At 70.4% G+C, this 16,687-nt stretch carries 13 protein-coding genes and 2 tRNA genes; 10 read left to right on the forward strand and 5 right to left on the reverse strand.

The window, feature by feature from the left end; genetic code table 11:
* Nucleotides 1-254 precede the first annotated feature (254 nt).
* The gene (locus ACFYZF_RS29230; protein WP_387026178.1) at nt 255-4,826 is read left to right on the forward strand and encodes a hypothetical protein; all 4,572 of its coding nucleotides are present in this window, start codon (nt 255-257) and stop codon (nt 4,824-4,826) included.
* Between the two features lie 11 nt (nt 4,827-4,837).
* Complete coding sequence (locus ACFYZF_RS29235) at nt 4,838-6,304, forward strand: ATP-binding protein (RefSeq protein ID WP_387026180.1); 1,467 nt, start codon at nt 4,838-4,840, stop codon at nt 6,302-6,304.
* A gap of 100 nt (nt 6,305-6,404) precedes the next feature.
* Here ACFYZF_RS29235 and ACFYZF_RS29240 read toward each other — a convergent pair whose 3' ends face one another.
* The 3 genes from ACFYZF_RS29240 to ACFYZF_RS29250 form a co-directional block, all read right to left on the reverse strand.
* The gene (locus ACFYZF_RS29240) at nt 6,405-7,418 is read right to left on the reverse strand and encodes a caspase domain-containing protein (RefSeq protein WP_387026181.1); all 1,014 of its coding nucleotides are present in this window, start codon (nt 7,416-7,418) and stop codon (nt 6,405-6,407) included.
* A gap of 6 nt (nt 7,419-7,424) precedes the next feature.
* A complete protein-coding gene (locus ACFYZF_RS29245; RefSeq protein WP_387026183.1) occupies nt 7,425-7,805 on the reverse strand; it encodes a hypothetical protein in 381 nt (126 codons plus the stop codon).
* Between the two features lie 390 nt (nt 7,806-8,195).
* The gene (locus tag ACFYZF_RS29250) at nt 8,196-8,660 is read right to left on the reverse strand and encodes a hypothetical protein (RefSeq protein WP_387026185.1); all 465 of its coding nucleotides are present in this window, start codon (nt 8,658-8,660) and stop codon (nt 8,196-8,198) included.
* 77 nt (nt 8,661-8,737) lie between these two features.
* Here ACFYZF_RS29250 and ACFYZF_RS29255 point away from each other — a divergent pair, with 77 nt between their 5' ends.
* On the forward strand, nt 8,738-9,199 hold the full coding sequence (locus ACFYZF_RS29255; RefSeq protein WP_387026187.1) for a hypothetical protein: 462 nt from the start codon (nt 8,738-8,740) through the stop codon (nt 9,197-9,199).
* On the forward strand, nt 9,196-9,708 hold the full coding sequence (locus ACFYZF_RS29260; RefSeq protein ID WP_387026189.1) for a hypothetical protein: 513 nt from the start codon (nt 9,196-9,198) through the stop codon (nt 9,706-9,708). The genes ACFYZF_RS29255 and ACFYZF_RS29260 overlap by 4 nt, the downstream gene beginning before the upstream one ends.
* Nucleotides 9,709-9,786: 78 nt before the next feature.
* Here the strand turns inward: ACFYZF_RS29260 and ACFYZF_RS29265 are convergent.
* Nucleotides 9,787-9,860 (reverse strand) — tRNA-Gly (locus ACFYZF_RS29265).
* Between the two features lie 479 nt (nt 9,861-10,339).
* Here ACFYZF_RS29265 and ACFYZF_RS29270 point away from each other — a divergent pair.
* The 6 genes from ACFYZF_RS29270 to ACFYZF_RS29295 all read left to right on the forward strand — a co-directional run bounded on the left by ACFYZF_RS29270 (nt 10,340) and on the right by ACFYZF_RS29295 (nt 15,804).
* Nucleotides 10,340-10,413, forward strand: a tRNA-Pro gene (locus ACFYZF_RS29270).
* A 142-nt stretch (nt 10,414-10,555) separates the two neighbouring features.
* Complete coding sequence (gene tig, locus ACFYZF_RS29275) at nt 10,556-11,908, forward strand: trigger factor (protein ID WP_387026191.1); 1,353 nt, start codon at nt 10,556-10,558, stop codon at nt 11,906-11,908.
* 170 nt (nt 11,909-12,078) lie between these two features.
* Nucleotides 12,079-12,720: an ATP-dependent Clp protease proteolytic subunit gene (locus ACFYZF_RS29280; protein ID WP_161684732.1), complete on the forward strand. Its 642-nt coding sequence runs from the start codon at nt 12,079-12,081 to the stop codon at nt 12,718-12,720.
* A 14-nt stretch (nt 12,721-12,734) separates the two neighbouring features.
* Complete coding sequence (locus tag ACFYZF_RS29285; protein ID WP_350886248.1) at nt 12,735-13,397, forward strand: ATP-dependent Clp protease proteolytic subunit; 663 nt, start codon at nt 12,735-12,737, stop codon at nt 13,395-13,397.
* 208 nt (nt 13,398-13,605) lie between these two features.
* The gene (gene clpX, locus ACFYZF_RS29290; RefSeq protein ID WP_387026193.1) at nt 13,606-14,910 is read left to right on the forward strand and encodes an ATP-dependent Clp protease ATP-binding subunit ClpX; all 1,305 of its coding nucleotides are present in this window, start codon (nt 13,606-13,608) and stop codon (nt 14,908-14,910) included.
* 96 nt (nt 14,911-15,006) lie between these two features.
* Nucleotides 15,007-15,804: a carbon-nitrogen hydrolase family protein gene (locus tag ACFYZF_RS29295; RefSeq protein WP_387026195.1), complete on the forward strand. Its 798-nt coding sequence runs from the start codon at nt 15,007-15,009 to the stop codon at nt 15,802-15,804.
* 76 nt (nt 15,805-15,880) lie between these two features.
* On the opposite strand, the gene ACFYZF_RS29300 is transcribed toward ACFYZF_RS29295, so the two are convergent.
* Nucleotides 15,881-16,108: a hypothetical protein gene (locus ACFYZF_RS29300; protein WP_387026197.1), complete on the reverse strand. Its 228-nt coding sequence runs from the start codon at nt 16,106-16,108 to the stop codon at nt 15,881-15,883.
* Nucleotides 16,109-16,687 lie beyond the last annotated feature (579 nt).

Genomic DNA, 16,687 nt, shown 5'->3' on the forward strand with positions numbered 1-16,687 from the left:
TCCGCCGGGGACGAGGGGATGTCCGGCCCCGCATCGTACGCAGGCGGAACACCCGTCCGGCCAGCGCCTGCGGGGCGGCCAGGCACGACGGGAGCCGGGGCCGGTCCGACGAGCCGGGGAGGTGGCCTCCCGCGCCGCCCGGAGGAGCCCGGTGTCGGTGATTACTGTCGGCTTTGTGCTTGACACTGCTGCCATGGGCCGGGCTAGCTGGTAGGCGGATCATCTGTCCGGCCAACGTTCGACTGTGGAGTGTGATGGACGCTGACTTTGTCCAGTCGGTCGCGCGGGTCGGCGACCACGTCGAGGTCCGTCTCATCTCCGGCGACCCGTTCGTCGGACAACTCGTGGAGCTGACGCTCAACCGGCTCGTGCTCCAGCAGCCGGACGGCGGGCGGAGCGTCCTGGCCCTCGCGGGCATCCTCGGGCTGCGGACCCTGGTGGGGATGCCCCCGGCCGAGCCGGCCCCGGTGGCGCCGCCGACCGGGCCCGTCCCGCCGACGCAGCCGGACGGGCCCGGCCCGGCGGCGGTGTCGGCCGCCGAGCCCACCCCGACGGCGGAGCCCGCGTCGGCGGCGGCGGTGGCGGTGTCCACCCCGACGGCCGAGCCCATCCCGGCGGCGGCGCCCGACCCGCGACCGGCACCGGCTGCGGACGACCCCGTTCCGCCGGCCGCCGTCGAGCAACCCCTGCGGCAGGCGATGCCCGTGACCGAGGGCGGCCCGCCGTTCGCGCCGGTCGAGGTGGCCGCCGCCTCCACCGCGGTCACCTCGGACCTGGCCCTGCGCGCCGTGGCCTCGATGCCGGTGGAGGTGTCCTTCGACATCGACGTCCCGCAGGACCAGTACAGCGGCCTGCACTCCGAGTACCAGCGGTACCGCAACGCCGCGAACATCAACGAGCTGGCACCCAAGTTCGGCCGGCTGGGTCAGATCGCCACGGGCCTGCGCCGGATCCTCACCGCAGACCCGGTCAACGGCGACCTCTACCACCTGATCGGGGTCATCGAGCTGCTCAACGCCGCGCCGGCGACCGCCCAGCAGTACTTCGCCACCGCGGCGGACCTCACCGCCGACCCGGAGAGCTGGCGGCTGCTGGCCGTCGCCGCGGCGAAGAACGCGGACAGCGACGCCGTGGTGTACGCCCTGCTCCGGTACTTCCGCAACATCACCCCCATGATCGACTCGGCGGCCTGGCACGCGTTGCTGGGCGTGCTGGACGCGGCCGGCTCCCGGGCGCCCCTGGGCGACCTGCTCCTCGCCCCCAACCTGCCGCCCATCACCCGGCGGGCGGTGGAGGAGGCCTGCCCCGGCGGCGTGACGCCGGAGCCCCGCGCCCGCCCCGAGGGGGCACAGCCGCGTCCGATCCGGTTCCGGGCCGCGGGCTTCCCGCCGGCCGTCCGGCCGGGTACGCCGGGCCGCCCCGGCACACCCGGCCGGCTCCTGCCCACCCCGCGTCGCACCGTGGGGAAGCCGCCCGATCCCGCGCCCCGGCCGCCCGCCGCACCCGCGCGGGCGGCCAGCGACCACTTCGCCCGCGCCGACCACCTGAACAAGAAGAAGCGCGACTTCGAGGGGGCGAAGGCCGCGTACCGGGAGGAGATCCGTTCGGGCGGGCCGAAGCGCGAGAGCGCGGTGAAGGACCTCGCCTGGCTGATCAAACGGCTCGACGGCGCGGAGGCCGCGCTGCGGGTCCTGGAGGTCGAGTTCCCCGGGGTGGTGCCGCCCGGCGACTCCCTGGACAACATCCTGATCGACTTCTACATCGCCGCCGGAAGGTACCGCGACGCGCTGGAGGCGTTGCACCGGCAGCTCGCCTCCCGGGACCCGTCCAGCTCCAAGGGGCGGCACCTGCTCCACCAGATCGCGTTCGTGAAGTTCTCGGCCGGGCAGGACTCGATCCCCGAGTGGAGGACACTGCTCGACGCCACCCCGGCGAATCCCGCCGTCCGGCGCGGCCTGGCCATGGCGTACGTGCAGCAGCGGACGTCGGCGAGCCTGGACGAGGCCGAGAACCTGATCCGCGACGACAGCACCGACCGGGCGGACGACATCCGCCGCCAGGTCGTCGCGATCCGGCAGGGCAACGAGCTGTCCCTCAGCACGCCCAAGTTCATCGACCGCCTGTTCACCTCGGCCCTGGTGGCCTACGTGATGGACCGGTACTCCGAGCAGGCCGCCGGGATCAAGGACCAGCGCAAGCGGGAGAACAAGCAGCCCATCTTCCGCGACGCGCTGCGGCTCGCCGACAACGCCGGGCACTCGCGGGGGTACCAGCGGGAGAACAGCGCCGACGGCTACATCTCCGCCGCGGCCATCCTGCGGGAGTACGGCGCCAACGGGCGCGACGACGACGAGGACCAGCTGCACGGCTGGCTGTGCAGCGGCCTCACGGCGCTGGCCGACCTGGTGCTGGACCGGCAGGCCAGCGAGGCCGCCCGGGACCTGTACTGCGAGGCGCTGGCCGCCTCCGAGCGGCTGCGCAACCCCGCCCGGGGCGGCGACGCCCGGCTGGCCATCGGCCGGTTCTTCCTCTCCCTGGACGGGCGGCCGGCACTGAGCTGGCGGCGCGACTCCACCCCCGACGGCGCGCCCATCGACGAGGTTGTCGCGCCGATCCTGCGCAAACAGCTCGACCAGCACGGCTTCGCCATCTTCCCGCTGGTGGCGCAGCTCGTCGCCCAGACGGACGTGGCGGCCGAGCGGGTCACCGCGGTCATCCAGGAGGACCCGGAGCTGCGTACCGCCGCCGCCAGGTACCTCGCCGACCGCGGCTACCTCGACGGCGACCTGCTCGACGACTGGCCCGACGAGCACCCGTCGGGTCGGCCGCCCTTCGAGGTGATGCGTGAGGCGTGGCAGCGGTACGGCGCGGCCTGGGGGCGGGAGCAGCGACGAAAGGTCGCGGCCCTGGCGCCCCTGCACGAGCTGACGATCGCCGAGGACGTCATCAAGACCGCGCTGGTCCGGCTCTCCGAGGTGCGCCCGGAGGTCGACTCGGACAGCGAGAGCCTCAGCCGGGTCGATGACGCCCTGCGCGAGCTGCTCCAGTTCATCTACGCCCAGTCCTTCGAGGAACGCGACGCCTCCCTGCGCCGGGTGACGGACACCATGAAGGGGGTACGCAGCGAGGTGGCGAAGGCGCCCACCAGCTTCGCGGTCGAGGGCGTCGAGCCGATCGCCGTCCGCATCGCCTCGCTGGTGGAGCAGGCACAGGACCACCTGCTGGCCGAGCGCCGCCCCAAGCCGGACCTGGCGCTCGCGCTGGCCGAGAGCAACCGCGACCAGCACGGGCTGGTGACGGTGCAGATCGAGATTCGCAACAAGGAGGGCATGGCCCCGCTGGAGTCCGGGGAACTGCGGATCCGCAGCGAGCCGGACCTGTTCATCCCCCAGGACGAGGTGCTGCGGCTGACCAGCGCGGTGAGCGGCGGGCAGCACCGGGTGCTGGTGGTGAAGCTGCGGGTCAGCGACAGCGGGGTCCGGGCCGGCGCCTTCTCGCTGCCGGTGACCCTGCTGTACCGGTCCCGCTCCGACGACGAGTACGACCAGGTGGAGGCGAGCCTGGCCGTCCAGCTCGCCGACCCGTCGAAGTTCGAGGAGATCGACAACCCGTTCTTCCAGGGCTCCACGGGCGCCCCGGTGCAGGACCCGGAGATGTTCTTCGGCCGGGAGGAACTGCTCGACAACATCGAACGCCGGCTCCGGCTCGCCCCGGTGCCGGGCACCGGTGTGGCGATCTTCGGCCAGAAGCGGGCCGGCAAGTCCTCCATCCGGTTCCGGCTGATCGACCGGCTCAGCGAGCGGCGGGCGTCCAACAACCTGATCGTGGTCGACCTCGGCAACATCGGCAGTTTCAGCCCCGAGGGTGGCCTCGTCGGCCGCGGCCCGCACGCCCTGCTCGGCGAGCTGCTCTGGGAGATCCTCAACCGGACGGGCCGCAAACTACTCGAAGACCCGGCCGGCGCCGGTCGGCCCCGCCTGGCCGCGCACGTCACCCGGGAACAGTTCGCTGCCAGCCCGCAGCCGGTGGTGGACTTCATCTCCATCATCGAGGACTACTTCGCCACGCTCGACCGGCCACCACACGTCGTCGTCCTGATCGACGAGTTCCAGTACTTCGACGAGTGGATCCGCAATCGCCTGCTGCCGCAGTCGTTCATGCAGGCGCTGAAGGCGATCATCGAGCGGCGCGTCTTCCACCTCGTGGTGGTGGGCCAGGACGCGCTGGAACGGGTGATCCGCGAGCACGCCAACGTCTTCGTGGTGTTCGCCCGGGAACGGGTCACCTACCTCGACGACATCAACGCCCGGAAGCTGATCGAGCTGCCCATCCTCATCGGGGGCCGGGACGGGCACAGCCGGTACCGGCAGCACGCCGTGGACCGGATCGTCGAGCTGACCGGCGGCAGCGCCTTCTACATCCAGAAGTTCTGTTTCTCCCTGGTCGAGCAGATGAACCTCAACCGGGCCCCGCTGGTCACCGAGGCCGACGTGGAACTCGTCCGGGAACAACTGCTGGACTCGCTCGGCGAGGAGGACTTCGACAACCTGGAGACCGCCGGTTACACCGAACCTGACGCCCCCACCGCCGAGCACTTCCGCCCCGTCCTGCTGGCGGTGGCGGTCGCCTCCCGGCAGGGCCTGGCCACCATCGAACGGGTGCAGGCCGTCTACCTCGGCAGGGGTGACCTCACCGAGCTGCTGAACGACCTGGTGATCCGGGACGTCGTCCGTAAGGAGGGGGGTGCGTACCGGATCGTCGTCCGCCTCTACCAGGACTGGCTGCTGATGCACCACGTCGGGGCGTCCATCGAACTGGGGCGCTAGGGTCGGCTGCCATGACGGTCAATCCGTACCTCGGCGTCGGGCAGGTGGCCACCGCCGAACGATTCGTGGGCCGGCGCGACCTGCTGCGCCTGCTGGAGAACTCCTGGCGGGGCCCGCGCCCGGCCAACCTGAGCCTCCAGGGCAACCACCGGATGGGCAAGACCAGCGTCGTACGCCGGGCTCAGGAACTGTTCGCGGTCGACCGCCCCGACCTGCTCGTGGTCTACCTCAGCGTCGCCGGGTACGAGACCGGCGCCGACGTGTTCCGGGCCGTCGTCGCCCGGGTGCGTCAGGCTGCCGAGCGGCTCAACCAGCCGGGGGACGGCGGGCCGCCCGACTGGCTCGCCGGCCTCAACGACATCGAGCTGTCGGTGCACGGCAGCACCGAGTGGCTGGACCTGAAGGAGTGCTTCGAGGCGTTCTTCACCGCCCTGCACCGCGTCGGCGTCGGCGTCGGCGTCATCCTCGACGAGTTCGACCAGGCGGAGGTCTTCCGGCGCGTCGAGTTCCAGCTCCTACGGGACCTGGTCAGCGAGAAGAACTACTCCGCCGGGCTGGTGACCCTGTCCCGTCGGTCGATCAAGTCGATCGAGCTGGCCGCCGTGGCCCACTCGACGCTCGACGGGGTGATGGGGATGAGACGGCCGGTGGGCCCCTTCCGGGACGACGAGGTCGCCGCCATGCTGGCCCGGGCCGACGATGCGGGCGTCGACCTCACCGACCTGCGGCCCGAGATCGTCCGGCGGGCCGGGAACCACCCCTACCTGATCGAGTTGTTCTGCCACGAACTCGTGGAGACGCACCTGACCGACCGGCTGGACGCGGAGCTGGCCTGGGAGCAGGTGGAATCGCAGTTCCGTGACCAGTTCACCCGTTCGATCGCGAACCTCAACGCGGACACCGGCGAGCGCGGGGGAGATCTGCTGTACCAGGTTCTCACCCGGACCTACCTGACGATCGACTCGCAGGACATCGCGCTGCTGCGCCGGTTGGGCCTCATCCGCCCCGACGGGGCCACGGTGGCGCTGCTGTCCCCGGAGTTCGCTCAGCAGGTACGCCGCACGGTGCTGACCAATGCGCTGCACGGCTGGTGGATCGACCGGGACCTGGCGCTGCGCGCCCACGTCCGCGAGCGGCTGACCCGCTCGTGGGGCGAGGGCTGGGGTGCGGAGGTGAGCCGGCGGGTCGGTGGCGCGGCGGCCGCCGCCGGGCGCTGGTACGGCGGGCCGGAGGGCGTCCCGCTCGTCCCGGCTGACCGGCTCGACCCGCTCGACCGCCTGGACACCGCCGAAGTCATCGACCTCGTGCTACTGAACTGGAAACTGTTCGAGTCCCACCTCGGCGGTGACCCGGCCACCTGGAAGGAACGTTCGGAAGCGGTTGCGCAGGCCCGGCAGGCCGCCGATCGCGGCAGCCCGCTGGACGCGGACCTGCGCCGCCGGGCCGAACGCAGCCTCGACGGGCTACTGCCGGCCTGACCCGGCCGGGTTCTCCGGGCGGCGAGGACGTCGGACCCTCGATGCCCTGCGTGTGCTCGGCGTCCTGTGTGTGTTCAGCGGCCTGTGTGGGTTCGGCGTCCTACACGCCTTCGGCGAGCCGCCACAGCGCGGCGGCCTCCGAGTGCCGATTCGCGCGACGCAGTTGCCTGATGCGTTGGCGTAGCGCCTCGGGCTCCTGGTCGACCGCTGCCTCGCGCAGCGCCGCCGCCGCACCCGGGAAGTTGCCCACGCGCTGCAGCAGTCGGGCGCGCTCGGTAGCCGGCACGGCGACACGCCGGAGGACGGGTCCTCCCCGCCCCGCGTCGCCGCTGCCGCCTGCGGCGGCGACGGGCGCCGACCAGGCCCGGTTGCGGGCCAGGGCCAGGTCCCCGATCGAGTTGCGGCTGCGCTGCTGAGGGACCGGCCAGCGCTTCTCGGCCAGGGCTGCGGCCAGGTGGCGGTAGAGCGTGTTCAGGTCGAGCAGTTCCGGACCGTCGGCGACACCTTCCTCCAAGGCGGTGATCAGTTCACCGGTGAAGGCGGTGTACCGCGCGCCGGGCGGCGCCTTCGCCGTCTCCGACTCGGCGCAGGCGGTCAGCACGAAGGCCCCGTTGACCTCGGTGAGCGCGGCCACGTCGATGCTCGCCGGTGCCGGGCCCATGTCACCGTCCAGCGCCAGCGCGGAGTAGCAGCAGTCCAGGACGACCACCCGGCGGGTGGCGGCCAGGGCGGGGTCCGTGAGTGCGCGACGGATGTGGTTGAAGGACAGCGCCCGCCACCACTGGTCGAGATCCTCGACGCCGGGCAGAGCGAGGGTCAGATCCCCGGTCAGGATGTTCGTCAGGCCGTGACCGGCGTAGTAGACGAGCAGGGTGTCGGTGGCCTCCCGGGCGGCCGAGCGCAGCGCCCCCATCACGGCGTCGAGCGGGTCCGGGCCGGACAGGTCCGGCACGAGGATGCTCTCGGTGGGCAATCCCCACACCGCCGGGTCGGCGAACAGCCGGCGTAGCGCGCCGACGTTCTCGCGCACCGCCGGCAGGGGCGGCAGCGACCTGTACTCCGGCACTCCCACCAGTACCGCTCGGGAGGCGGTCGGGTCAGCGAGCGTTGCCATCGGAGGTCACCTCGACCGGGGGGCGGGATCCGCCGCGTCGAGCAGTTCGACCACGCCCTCGGCCGTGGAGTCGTCGTCGATGGCGATGGACCTGCCCGGCTGTTCCAGCAGCACGACGATCGGATCCCCGGGCCCGCCCCGCTGCTGCTTCTGGGCCTTCCGGAACGCCACGATCGAGGTGATCAGGCTGGCCAGCGCGATGCTGTTGGAGAGAATGACATTGATCGTTTCCAGCGAGCCGCCGCTCATTTCCCCGTCGGTCGGCGCTGCGGCGGCCGGCGAGAGCCGCGCGTGCCGGGCGAGTTGCCGGTCGCGGGCGAGCCAACGGTAGAGCGTCGTCGCCTCGGTCCCCGCCGGATCGTTGTCGATTCTGAGCCACAGTTCCATTGCGCCTCCCGGTTTCGACCGCGTGTGATCCAGGCTAGCCGAGGCCGACCAACGGGGGCAGTTCCGAAGGCCGTGGGAGATCCGGGCCGAGTGACCGATCTACGACTCCCGTCCCGTCGGTGCCCGTTCTGACCGCCAACCGGGTGAGTCGAGTATGGAGCGGACGACAGGAGTCGTACCCCCACCGCCCGTCTCGGGACCGTTCCCGGCGGCCATGGTTTGCACCACATGGCTCGTACAGCACGAGCCGCCGCGCCGGCGAGAAGAAAACGGTGTCCCCCGCTGTGTCTGGGGACCGTGAACCGAGTGCGGCTGTGTCGCGGGCCGGTCGTGTGGCCCGCGACACAGCCGCGATGGTGGCGAATCAGCCGCTGAGGGGCGGCGGCGTCGTCAGAAGTTGACGCTGACTCCGGCAGCCTTGCATGCGGCCGTGATGTCCGCGCCGGCCTTCTCGAAGGCGGGGTTGTCGGCGGCGTTCGCCGGGTCCGCTTCCGCTGCCGCCTTGGATGCCTCCACCCCGAACTGCTTCAGGGCGGTGGCCACCTTGCTGTCGCCCCCGGTGGAGGCCAACGTGGTCATCTTCCCTTCCAGATCGGTGAGGATCTTCTTGAACACGGCCGGCGACGGTTCGCCGGACTGCAGGGCAGCGACGAGCTGTGCCTTCATGTCGTCGCCGGCCTTCTTCGCCGACTCGCAGAGCTTCTTGTCGCTCGTGCCGTCCGTGGCACCCGCCGCGGCTGACGGGGAGGGCGCCGAGGAGGCGGAGGCGGCCGCCGAGGTGGGCGCCGTGGAGGCGGACGGCGTGGACCCGGCCGTGGTCGTGGTCTCCTCCCCACCGCAGGCGGTGAGAGCCATCAGGGAGGCACAGATCAAGAGAGTGGAGGTAACCCGAAAACGCTTCACAGGCGCGCACGCTAGCCGAAACGCGCATTGTGGACAACTTCGATTCGACGGTCGGCGAAGAGGTCCTGAATCGGGGCAAGATGAGCCGCATGGTGCGGGGACTCGGCTCCGACCGACGGGGTTGCACCCCGGTCAGGTGGTGCGGCAAGGTGGCTGGCCACCGACAGCTACTGATCGATCGCGCAGGGGTGACGGGTGCCCTTGCGGTCGGGCGTACGGGGGAGACGGTGGGTTCGACTTCGACGGCTGGCCGCAGACGCGAGACATCAACATTGATCGTGCTTTGGGCGCTCGGTCCAGCCTTCGGGCTGCCGGTGACAGCTATGGCCGTCACCTCTTTTCCGGAGGTTGCCGCTGATGCAGCGTTCGGTTCCCCGGATACGCAGGCGGCGCTCGCGGTCGCGTTCGTGACGGCGCTGCTGGCAGCCGTTGTGTCGTGGCCCGCGAGGCAGGCCTCCCGTGCGGTCCGTCACGCGGTGACGGGTAGATGAGCGACGAGATCACCGACAAGCTGCGCCGGCTGCACCAGTACACGTCGGACCTGACTGCCCTGATGGCCTCGGTCCAGGCTCAGACGCCCCCGGAGGAGGCGACAGGGACCGAGGGCCAGCGCGCATGGTCGGAGGGGTTCGACAGCGCCTCGTGGCTGGCCGAGGCTGAGCGCGTCGAGACACGAGGCGAGCAGCAGAACGAGGGCGCACCTGTGAGCCCGACGCCTGAGGCCCCGGTGTGCGGCCAGCCCCGTGATGTCCTGGCAATGACCGAGGACGTGCTCAAGGCCCTGCGGAACGCACGTGGGCGGGCCGTCGAGCAGCCGGTGCCTGCCGCAGGGCGAAACCGAGAGCGGTCCATCTTCATCACGCTGTCGCCTGCTGGGCTGCAGGGCTGTGAGATCGAGCCACGTTGGGCGGCAGGGGAGAGCGATGGGGGTATCAACTCCGGCTTGAGCGAGGCGCTCGCTCGGGCAGCCGGGGCCCGCATGATCAACAACCTCATGTGACACAACCGTGGAAAAGCGGCCGTCGTTGATAGGTCAGCGGCATGATCGCTGATCATGCCGCTGACCTGCATGTATTTATGGAGCGGGCGACGGGAATCGAACCCGCACCGTCAGTTTGGAAGACTGAAGCTCTACCATTGAGCTACGCCCGCGTGCGCCCCGCAGCACAGGGCGCGCCGACAGCCTACCCGGTGCCCGGGCCCGACCGCGCATCCGTATCTCCCTACCCCGCTCGGCCCCGCCCGCCTGGCCTCTCCCGTACCAAGATCCGCACAGATTCAGGGAATGTATGGCCTCCCAGCGCGGCATGGCCACACTTTCCCTGAAGTTGTCCACGCCGAGGCCGAGGCCGGGCCCGGGCGGGCGGGGCCGAGCGGGCGAGGGCGGGCCGGCGGGGGCGGGACCGAGCGCCTGGCTGCGCCCCAGGCCCGGCGCCGGGCCTGGGGCGCAGCCCACGGGCGGCCTGCGGGACGCCGGATGGACTGCCGCCGGCCAGTCGGGGTGCCGCCGTTGGGCGGGTGCGGGGCGTGCGCCGAATGGGGTCCGGTGTTCCCGTCGGGGTGGTTCCGGGGTGTCGGGCGACGCCCCGGCACTCCCGGCAGGCGGCCAAGGCATACACTTCTCGTCGCCACGGGGTGTGGCGCAGCTTGGTAGCGCACTCGCTTTGGGAGCGAGGGGCCGTGGGTTCAAATCCCGCCACCCCGACTGTCGTCCGCGGCCGGGGCGTCCCGGGAGCCGTCGTTTCCGCGCGGTCCCCGGGCGCTGCCGGAGAGCCGCGCCGGCTCACCTACACTCGATGGGCCGAATTTCGCCCAGACTCAACTGAGATCCGTCAAGGAGTACGCCTGTGAAGAGCACCGTCGAGACTCTGAGCCCGACGCGCGTACGGCTCGCCATCGAGGTGCCGTTCGTCGAGCTCGAGCCGAGCCTCAAGAAGGCGTATCGGGAGATCGGGTCGCAGGTGCAGGTGCCCGGCTTCCGCCGGGGCAAGGTGCCAACCGCCGTGATCGACCAGCGGGTGGGTCGGGGCACCGTCCTCAACGAGGCGGTGCAGGAGGCCATCCCGCAGAACATCCTCGCCGCGGTCCGCGAGCACGACCTGAAGACCCTCGGCCGCCCCGAGGTCGAGATCACCGAGTTCAACGACGGTGACTCGCTGAACTTCACCGCCGAGGTCGATGTCCGGCCCGAGATCACCCTGCCGGACCTGGACAGCATCGAGGTCACCGTCGACGAGCTCCAGATCGACGACAGCGAGATCGACGAGCAGGTGAAGAGCCTGCGCGACCGGTTCGCCACCCTGAAGACCGTCGAGCGGGCCGCCGCCGAGGGCGACTTCGTCCAGATCGACCTGAACGCCACGGTCGACGGCGAGGACGTCCCCGGTGGGCAGGCGACCAACCTCTCCCACGAGGTCGGCAGCAAGCAGCTCCTGCCGGGGCTGGACGAGGCGGTCGTCGGCCTCGCCGCCGGCGAGAGCACCACCTTCACCACCCAGCTCGTCGGCGGCGACTTCGCCGGCCGGGACGCCGAGGTGGCGGTGACCGTGCGTACGGTCAAGGAGAAGGAGCTGCCCGAGCTCGACGACGACTTCGCGCAGCTGGCGAGCGAGTTCGACACGATCGAGGAGCTGCGCGGCGACCTGCGTGAGAAGGTCACCCGGGGCAAGCGGGTCGAGCAGATCTACGCCGCCCGGGACAAGGCCCTCGAGCAGCTCGTCGAGGCCGCCGAGGTGCCGGCGCCGGAGGGCGTGGTCCGCGAGGAGGTCGAGAGCCGCAAGCAGGCCATGGTCGACCAGCTGGAGCGGATCGGCGCCTCGCTGGAGGAGTACCTCGCCGCCGAGGAGAAGACCGAGGAGCAGATCGACGCCGAGCTGAACGAGGCGGCGACCGACGGGGTCAAGATCCAGCTGCTGCTGGACATCCTGGCCGACGCCGAGGACGTTCAGGTCTCCGACGACGAGTTCGGCCACGAGATCGTCCACCGCGCCCAGCGCGCCGGGATGGCCCCGCAGCAGTACTACGACCAGCTCGTCCGCTCCGGCGCGGCGGCCGCCGTCTTCGGCGACGTGCGGCGGGGCAAGGCGCTCGCCTCGGTGATGGAGCGCATCAAGATCAAGGATTCGGCGGGCAACGAGGTCAGCCTCGACGCGATCCGCGCGGAGAGCGACGAGACCCACGACCACGACCACGAGCACTGATCGTCGGCTGAGGCCGCCGTCCACCGGGACCGGTGGACGGCGGCCGAAACCCTTTTCCGGGTACGTCTGCGAGGGGCTGCGCTGAGAGCGAAAAGCGCCCCGACCGGGACTGTGCCACCCGGGCGAGCGGTTAGTGTCGTGGAAGACGGTACGGAGAGCGAAGGGCTGCCATGACCGACATGCACATCCCAGCGAAGCCGCTCCGGGCGATCGAGGCCCGCGGTGGCGACAACATTGGCAACCTCGACGACTCGGTCTACAACCGGTTGCTCAAGGAGCGCATCATCTTCCTGGGCAGCGAGGTGACCGACCAGGTCGCCAACCGCATCTGCGCGCAGCTGCTGCTGCTCGCCGCGGAGGACCCGGACCGCGACATCAACCTTTGGATCAACTCGCCGGGTGGCTCGGTCTACTCCGGCATGGCGATCTACGACACCATGCAGTTCATCGACAACGACGTGTCGACCGTGGCGATGGGCATGGCGGCCTCCATGGGCCAGCTCCTGCTCTGCGCGGGCACCAAGGGCAAGCGGTACGCCCTGCCCCACGCGCGGATCATGATGCACCAGCCGTCCGGCGGCATGGGCGGCACCGCCTCCGACATCGCCATTCAGGCGGAGCAGATGCTCTACACGAAGCGGATGTTCCAGGAGCGGGTCGCGCACCACACCGGCCAGACCCAGGCGCAGATCGAGGCGGACTCGGACCGCGACCGCTGGTTCACCGCCCAGGAGGCCAGGGATTACGGCTTCATCGACAAGGTGATCACCGGAGCCACCCAGGTTCCGGAAGGCGCCGGGACCCTGAGCTGAGCGAGGAGCTGACGATGACCGACCTGAGCCTGCCGCCCCAGTTCGCGGCCGTGCACAACCGCTACGTCCTGCCGTCGTTCGTCGAGCGCACGTCGTACGGGGTGAAGGAGTCCAACCCGTACAACAAGCTTTTCGAGGACCGGATCATCTTCCTCGGTGTCCAGGTGGACGACGCGTCCGCCAACGACGTGATGGCGCAACTGCTGACGCTCGAGGGCACCGACCCGGACCGCGACATCATCATGTACATCAACTCGCCCGGTGGCTCGTTCACCGCCATGACGGCGATCTACGACACCATGCAGTACGTCCGGCCGGACATCCAGACGGTCTGCCTCGGCCAGGCCGCCAGCGCGGCCGCCGTGTTGCTGGCCGCCGGCACGCCGGGCAAGCGGATGGCGCTGCCGAACTCGCGGATCATCATCCACCAGCCGGCCACCGAGGGCGGCTACGGGCAGGGCTCGGACATCGAGATCCAGGCCCGGGAAATCCTGCGGATGCGGACGCAGCTGGAGGACATGCTCTCCCGGCACTGCAACCGGGCGGTCGACCTGGTCCGCAAGGACATCGACCGTGACAAGATCATGACGGCCGAGGAGTCCCGCGAGTACGGGCTGGTCGACACGATCCTCAGCAGTCGCAAGAAGGGCCTGCTGGCCGCCAACGCGGCCGGCTGAGGCGAGCATCGAATCAGAGGCCGGCCGGGCGGGTTCCCGGTCGGCCTCTGACACGCCCGAATTGGGGGTCGGAGAAACCCCCGCCAGCGGGTAACGTCGGGTTCGTACCGCTGCGTCGGGACGGTCCGGCGAGCGAGCAGAGCCGGACGGAGCGCAGCGTCCGCAAGTCATGGCCGGCGCACGGCCGATGAGTGCAGGGAGAACGTAGGTGGCACGGATCGGTGACGGCGGCGACCTACTCAAATGCTCCTTCTGCGGCAAGTCGCAGAAGCAGGTCAAGAAGCTCATCGCGGGCCCTGGGGTCTACATCTGCGACGAGTGCATCGATCTCTGCAACGAGATCATCGAGGAGGAGTTGGCCGAGTCCGGCGAGGTGAAGTGGGAAGAGCTTCCCAAGCCGATGGAGATCTGCCAGTTCCTCGACAACTACGTGGTCGGCCAGGACCAGGCCAAGAAGGCGCTCGCGGTCGCGGTCTACAACCACTACAAGCGGATCCAGGCCGAGGCGGCCGGCGCGCCGGGCTCCGGTGGCGACGCCGTCGAGCTGGCCAAGTCGAACATCCTGCTGCTCGGGCCGACCGGCTGTGGCAAGACGCACCTGGCGCAGACCCTCGCACGGATGCTGAACGTCCCCTTCGCCATCGCCGACGCCACCGCGCTGACCGAGGCCGGCTATGTCGGTGAGGACGTGGAGAACATCCTCCTCAAGCTGATCCAGGCCGCGGACTACGACATCAAGCGCGCCGAGACCGGCATCATCTACATCGACGAGGTCGACAAGATCGCCCGCAAGTCGGAGAACCCGTCGATCACCCGGGACGTCTCCGGCGAGGGTGTCCAGCAGGCCCTGCTGAAGATGCTGGAGGGCACGGTGTCCAACGTGCCGCCGCAGGGCGGCCGGAAGCACCCGCACCAGGAGTTCATCCAGATCGACACCACCAACGTGCTGTTCATCTGTGGTGGCGCCTTCGCCGGTCTCGACCAGATCATCGAGGCTCGCACCGGCCACGGCGGCACCGGCTTCGGCTCCCGGCTCCGGTCGATCTCCGACCGTTCGTCCGACGACGTCTTCAGCCAGGTGATGCCGGAGGACATGCTGAAGTTCGGGCTGATCCCCGAGTTCGTCGGCCGGCTTCCGGTGATCACCAACGTCCGCAGCCTCGACCGGACGGCCCTCGTGCGGATCCTCACCGAGCCGCGCAACGCCCTGGTCAAGCAGTACCAACGCCTCTTCGAGCTGGACGGCGTCGAGCTGGAGTTCGACGAACCGGCCCTGGAGGCGATCGCCGACCAGGCGATGCTGCGCGGCACCGGGGCCCGTGGCCTGCGAGCCATCATCGAGGAGGTTCTGCTCTCCGCGATGTACGAGGTGCCGAGCAACCCCGACGCCGCCCGGGTGCTGATCACCCGCGAGGTGGTCCTGGAGAACGTCAACCCGACGATCGTGCCGCGGGAGTTCACCGGCCGCCGGGCCCGTCGCGACCGCGGGGACCGCGAGGAGAAGTCCGCCTGACCCGTTCTCCCCCGGACCGGGGGAGCGTGTTCCCGCGACGGCCCCGGAGAAGTCCGAGGCTGTCGCGGGCGTTTCTTCGGCCGTACGCTGAGGGCCATGCGCGTCGCCGTCTGCCAGCTCAACGCCCGCGATGACCGGGCGGCCAACCTCGCGGCCGCGGAGGCCTTGCTGTCCCGCGCCGCGGCGGCCGGAGCGGACCTGGCCGTCCTCCCGGAGTACGTCGACTACCTGGGCCCCGCCGCCGGACTGCCCGCGCCGGAGCCCGTCGACGGCACGGTGGGCCGGTTCTTCGCCGACGTGGCCCGCCGGCTCGGCATCTGGCTGGTCGCGGGATCCTTCCACGAGGTCGGCCCGGATCCGGAACACACCTTCAACACGTCGCTGGTCTTCGACCGGTCCGGCACGCTGGTCGCCAGCTACCGCAAGATCCACCTGTACGACGTGGAGATCCCGGGGCGGGTCTCCTACCTGGAGTCGGCGACGGTCGCACCAGGGGAGAAGCCCGTGGTGGTCGACGTCGAGGGCGTCCGGGTCGGCCTGTCGATCTGCTACGACCTGCGGTTCCCCGAGCTCTACCGGCAACTGGTCACGGACGGGGACGCGCAACTGCTGGTGCTGCCGGCGGCGTTCATGCTGCACACCGGGCGGGACCACTGGGAGGTCCTGCTGCGGGCCCGCGCCATCGAGAACCAGTGCTTCGTGGCGGCGGCCGGTCAGACCGGCGACCACGAGCCGGGGCGTACCTGCTTCGGCCGCAGCATGGTGGTCGACCCGTGGGGGACGGTCCTCGGTCAGGTGCCGGACGGCCCCGGCCTGACCGTCGTCGACCTCGACCTGGAGCGGCTCCGGGTGATCCGCGCCGAACTGCCGAGCCTGGCGAACCGCCGCCTCTGAGCGCCGCTACCGGGAGGCCGTTCCGGAGTCTGCGGCCGGCGCCCAGGGCCCGTAAGAGGTCGCGTGTGGCCGGTCGTCAGCCCTGGAGCAGAACGCCGATCACGGTGAGACCGGCGATGGCGCCGGCGGTGACCAGGAGGGCGGTGGTCATCCGGGACCTTCCTCGACGGGCCAGCCGGCCGACCGACACCAGGATGACGACCAGTACGACGGCGCCGATGACCAGCTGCCAGAAGGGCATCAGCAGGCCGAGCAGGGCTTCCTCGGCGAGGGTGGCCGCCGGTAGGGCGGGAGCGTCATCCATGCCAGACACTCTGGCACGCCGGCGCATGGTGTGTGGGTGAGCCGTGCGGACGGTCCTCGGGGCGACGAGCCCACAACGACATCGATGAGGGCTGATTTGCCTTCTGTTGGCCGTACGCGTAACTTTCTCTCTGCAAGCGGGAGGCCGGACAAACCGGCCGAGAGCGGGCACCAGGCTCGTGGCGGACACGCCGAGCGAGGCTGGGAACCTGGGTGGTGCGAGCAACGCCGGTGAGACGGAGTTGCGATCGCGAAGCCGACCGGGTAGAGTGCTGAAGCCGGCAGGAGCCGGGCGGGTGGCCGCGAAGCGGCGATCGGCCGGTCTGCGGCTTCCCACGACAGCAGCGACCGCCAGTGATGGCGTGCGTAGACGTGGTTTCGATCGAATCAACAAAGAAAACCTCGGCAACGAGGTTGACCGCGAAGAGTCGATCGGGTAGGTTAGCGAGGTTGCCCCGGAAGGGGGTCCCATCAGTGGGATTCACCGGATGGTGTGTGGTTGTTCTTTGAGAACTCAACAGGGTGCTTGATAAGCCAGTGCCAATATGATTTATACCCGGGCTGGTTGGGGCTTTAGGGC

Source organism: Micromonospora sp. NPDC001898, assembly GCF_042891255.1.
GTDB lineage: Bacteria > Actinomycetota > Actinomycetes > Mycobacteriales > Micromonosporaceae > Micromonospora.

Bases quoted from the DNA above. Each gene is read 5' to 3' on its own strand.
- ACFYZF_RS29230 (WP_387026178.1), top strand. From the start codon at position 255: ATGGACGCTGACTTTGTCCAGTCGGTCGCGCGGGTCGGCGACCACGTC.
- ACFYZF_RS29235 (WP_387026180.1), top strand. From the start codon at position 4,838: ATGACGGTCAATCCGTACCTCGGCGTCGGGCAGGTGGCCACCGCCGAA.
- ACFYZF_RS29240 (WP_387026181.1), bottom strand. From the start codon at position 7,418: ATGGCAACGCTCGCTGACCCGACCGCCTCCCGAGCGGTACTGGTGGGA.
- ACFYZF_RS29245 (WP_387026183.1), bottom strand. From the start codon at position 7,805: ATGGAACTGTGGCTCAGAATCGACAACGATCCGGCGGGGACCGAGGCG.
- ACFYZF_RS29250 (WP_387026185.1), bottom strand. From the start codon at position 8,660: ATGGCTCTCACCGCCTGCGGTGGGGAGGAGACCACGACCACGGCCGGG.
- ACFYZF_RS29260 (WP_387026189.1), top strand. From the start codon at position 9,196: ATGAGCGACGAGATCACCGACAAGCTGCGCCGGCTGCACCAGTACACG.
- ACFYZF_RS29280 (WP_161684732.1), top strand. From the start codon at position 12,079: ATGACCGACATGCACATCCCAGCGAAGCCGCTCCGGGCGATCGAGGCC.
- ACFYZF_RS29285 (WP_350886248.1), top strand. From the start codon at position 12,735: ATGACCGACCTGAGCCTGCCGCCCCAGTTCGCGGCCGTGCACAACCGC.
- ACFYZF_RS29295 (WP_387026195.1), top strand. From the start codon at position 15,007: ATGCGCGTCGCCGTCTGCCAGCTCAACGCCCGCGATGACCGGGCGGCC.
- ACFYZF_RS29300 (WP_387026197.1), bottom strand. From the start codon at position 16,108: ATGGATGACGCTCCCGCCCTACCGGCGGCCACCCTCGCCGAGGAAGCC.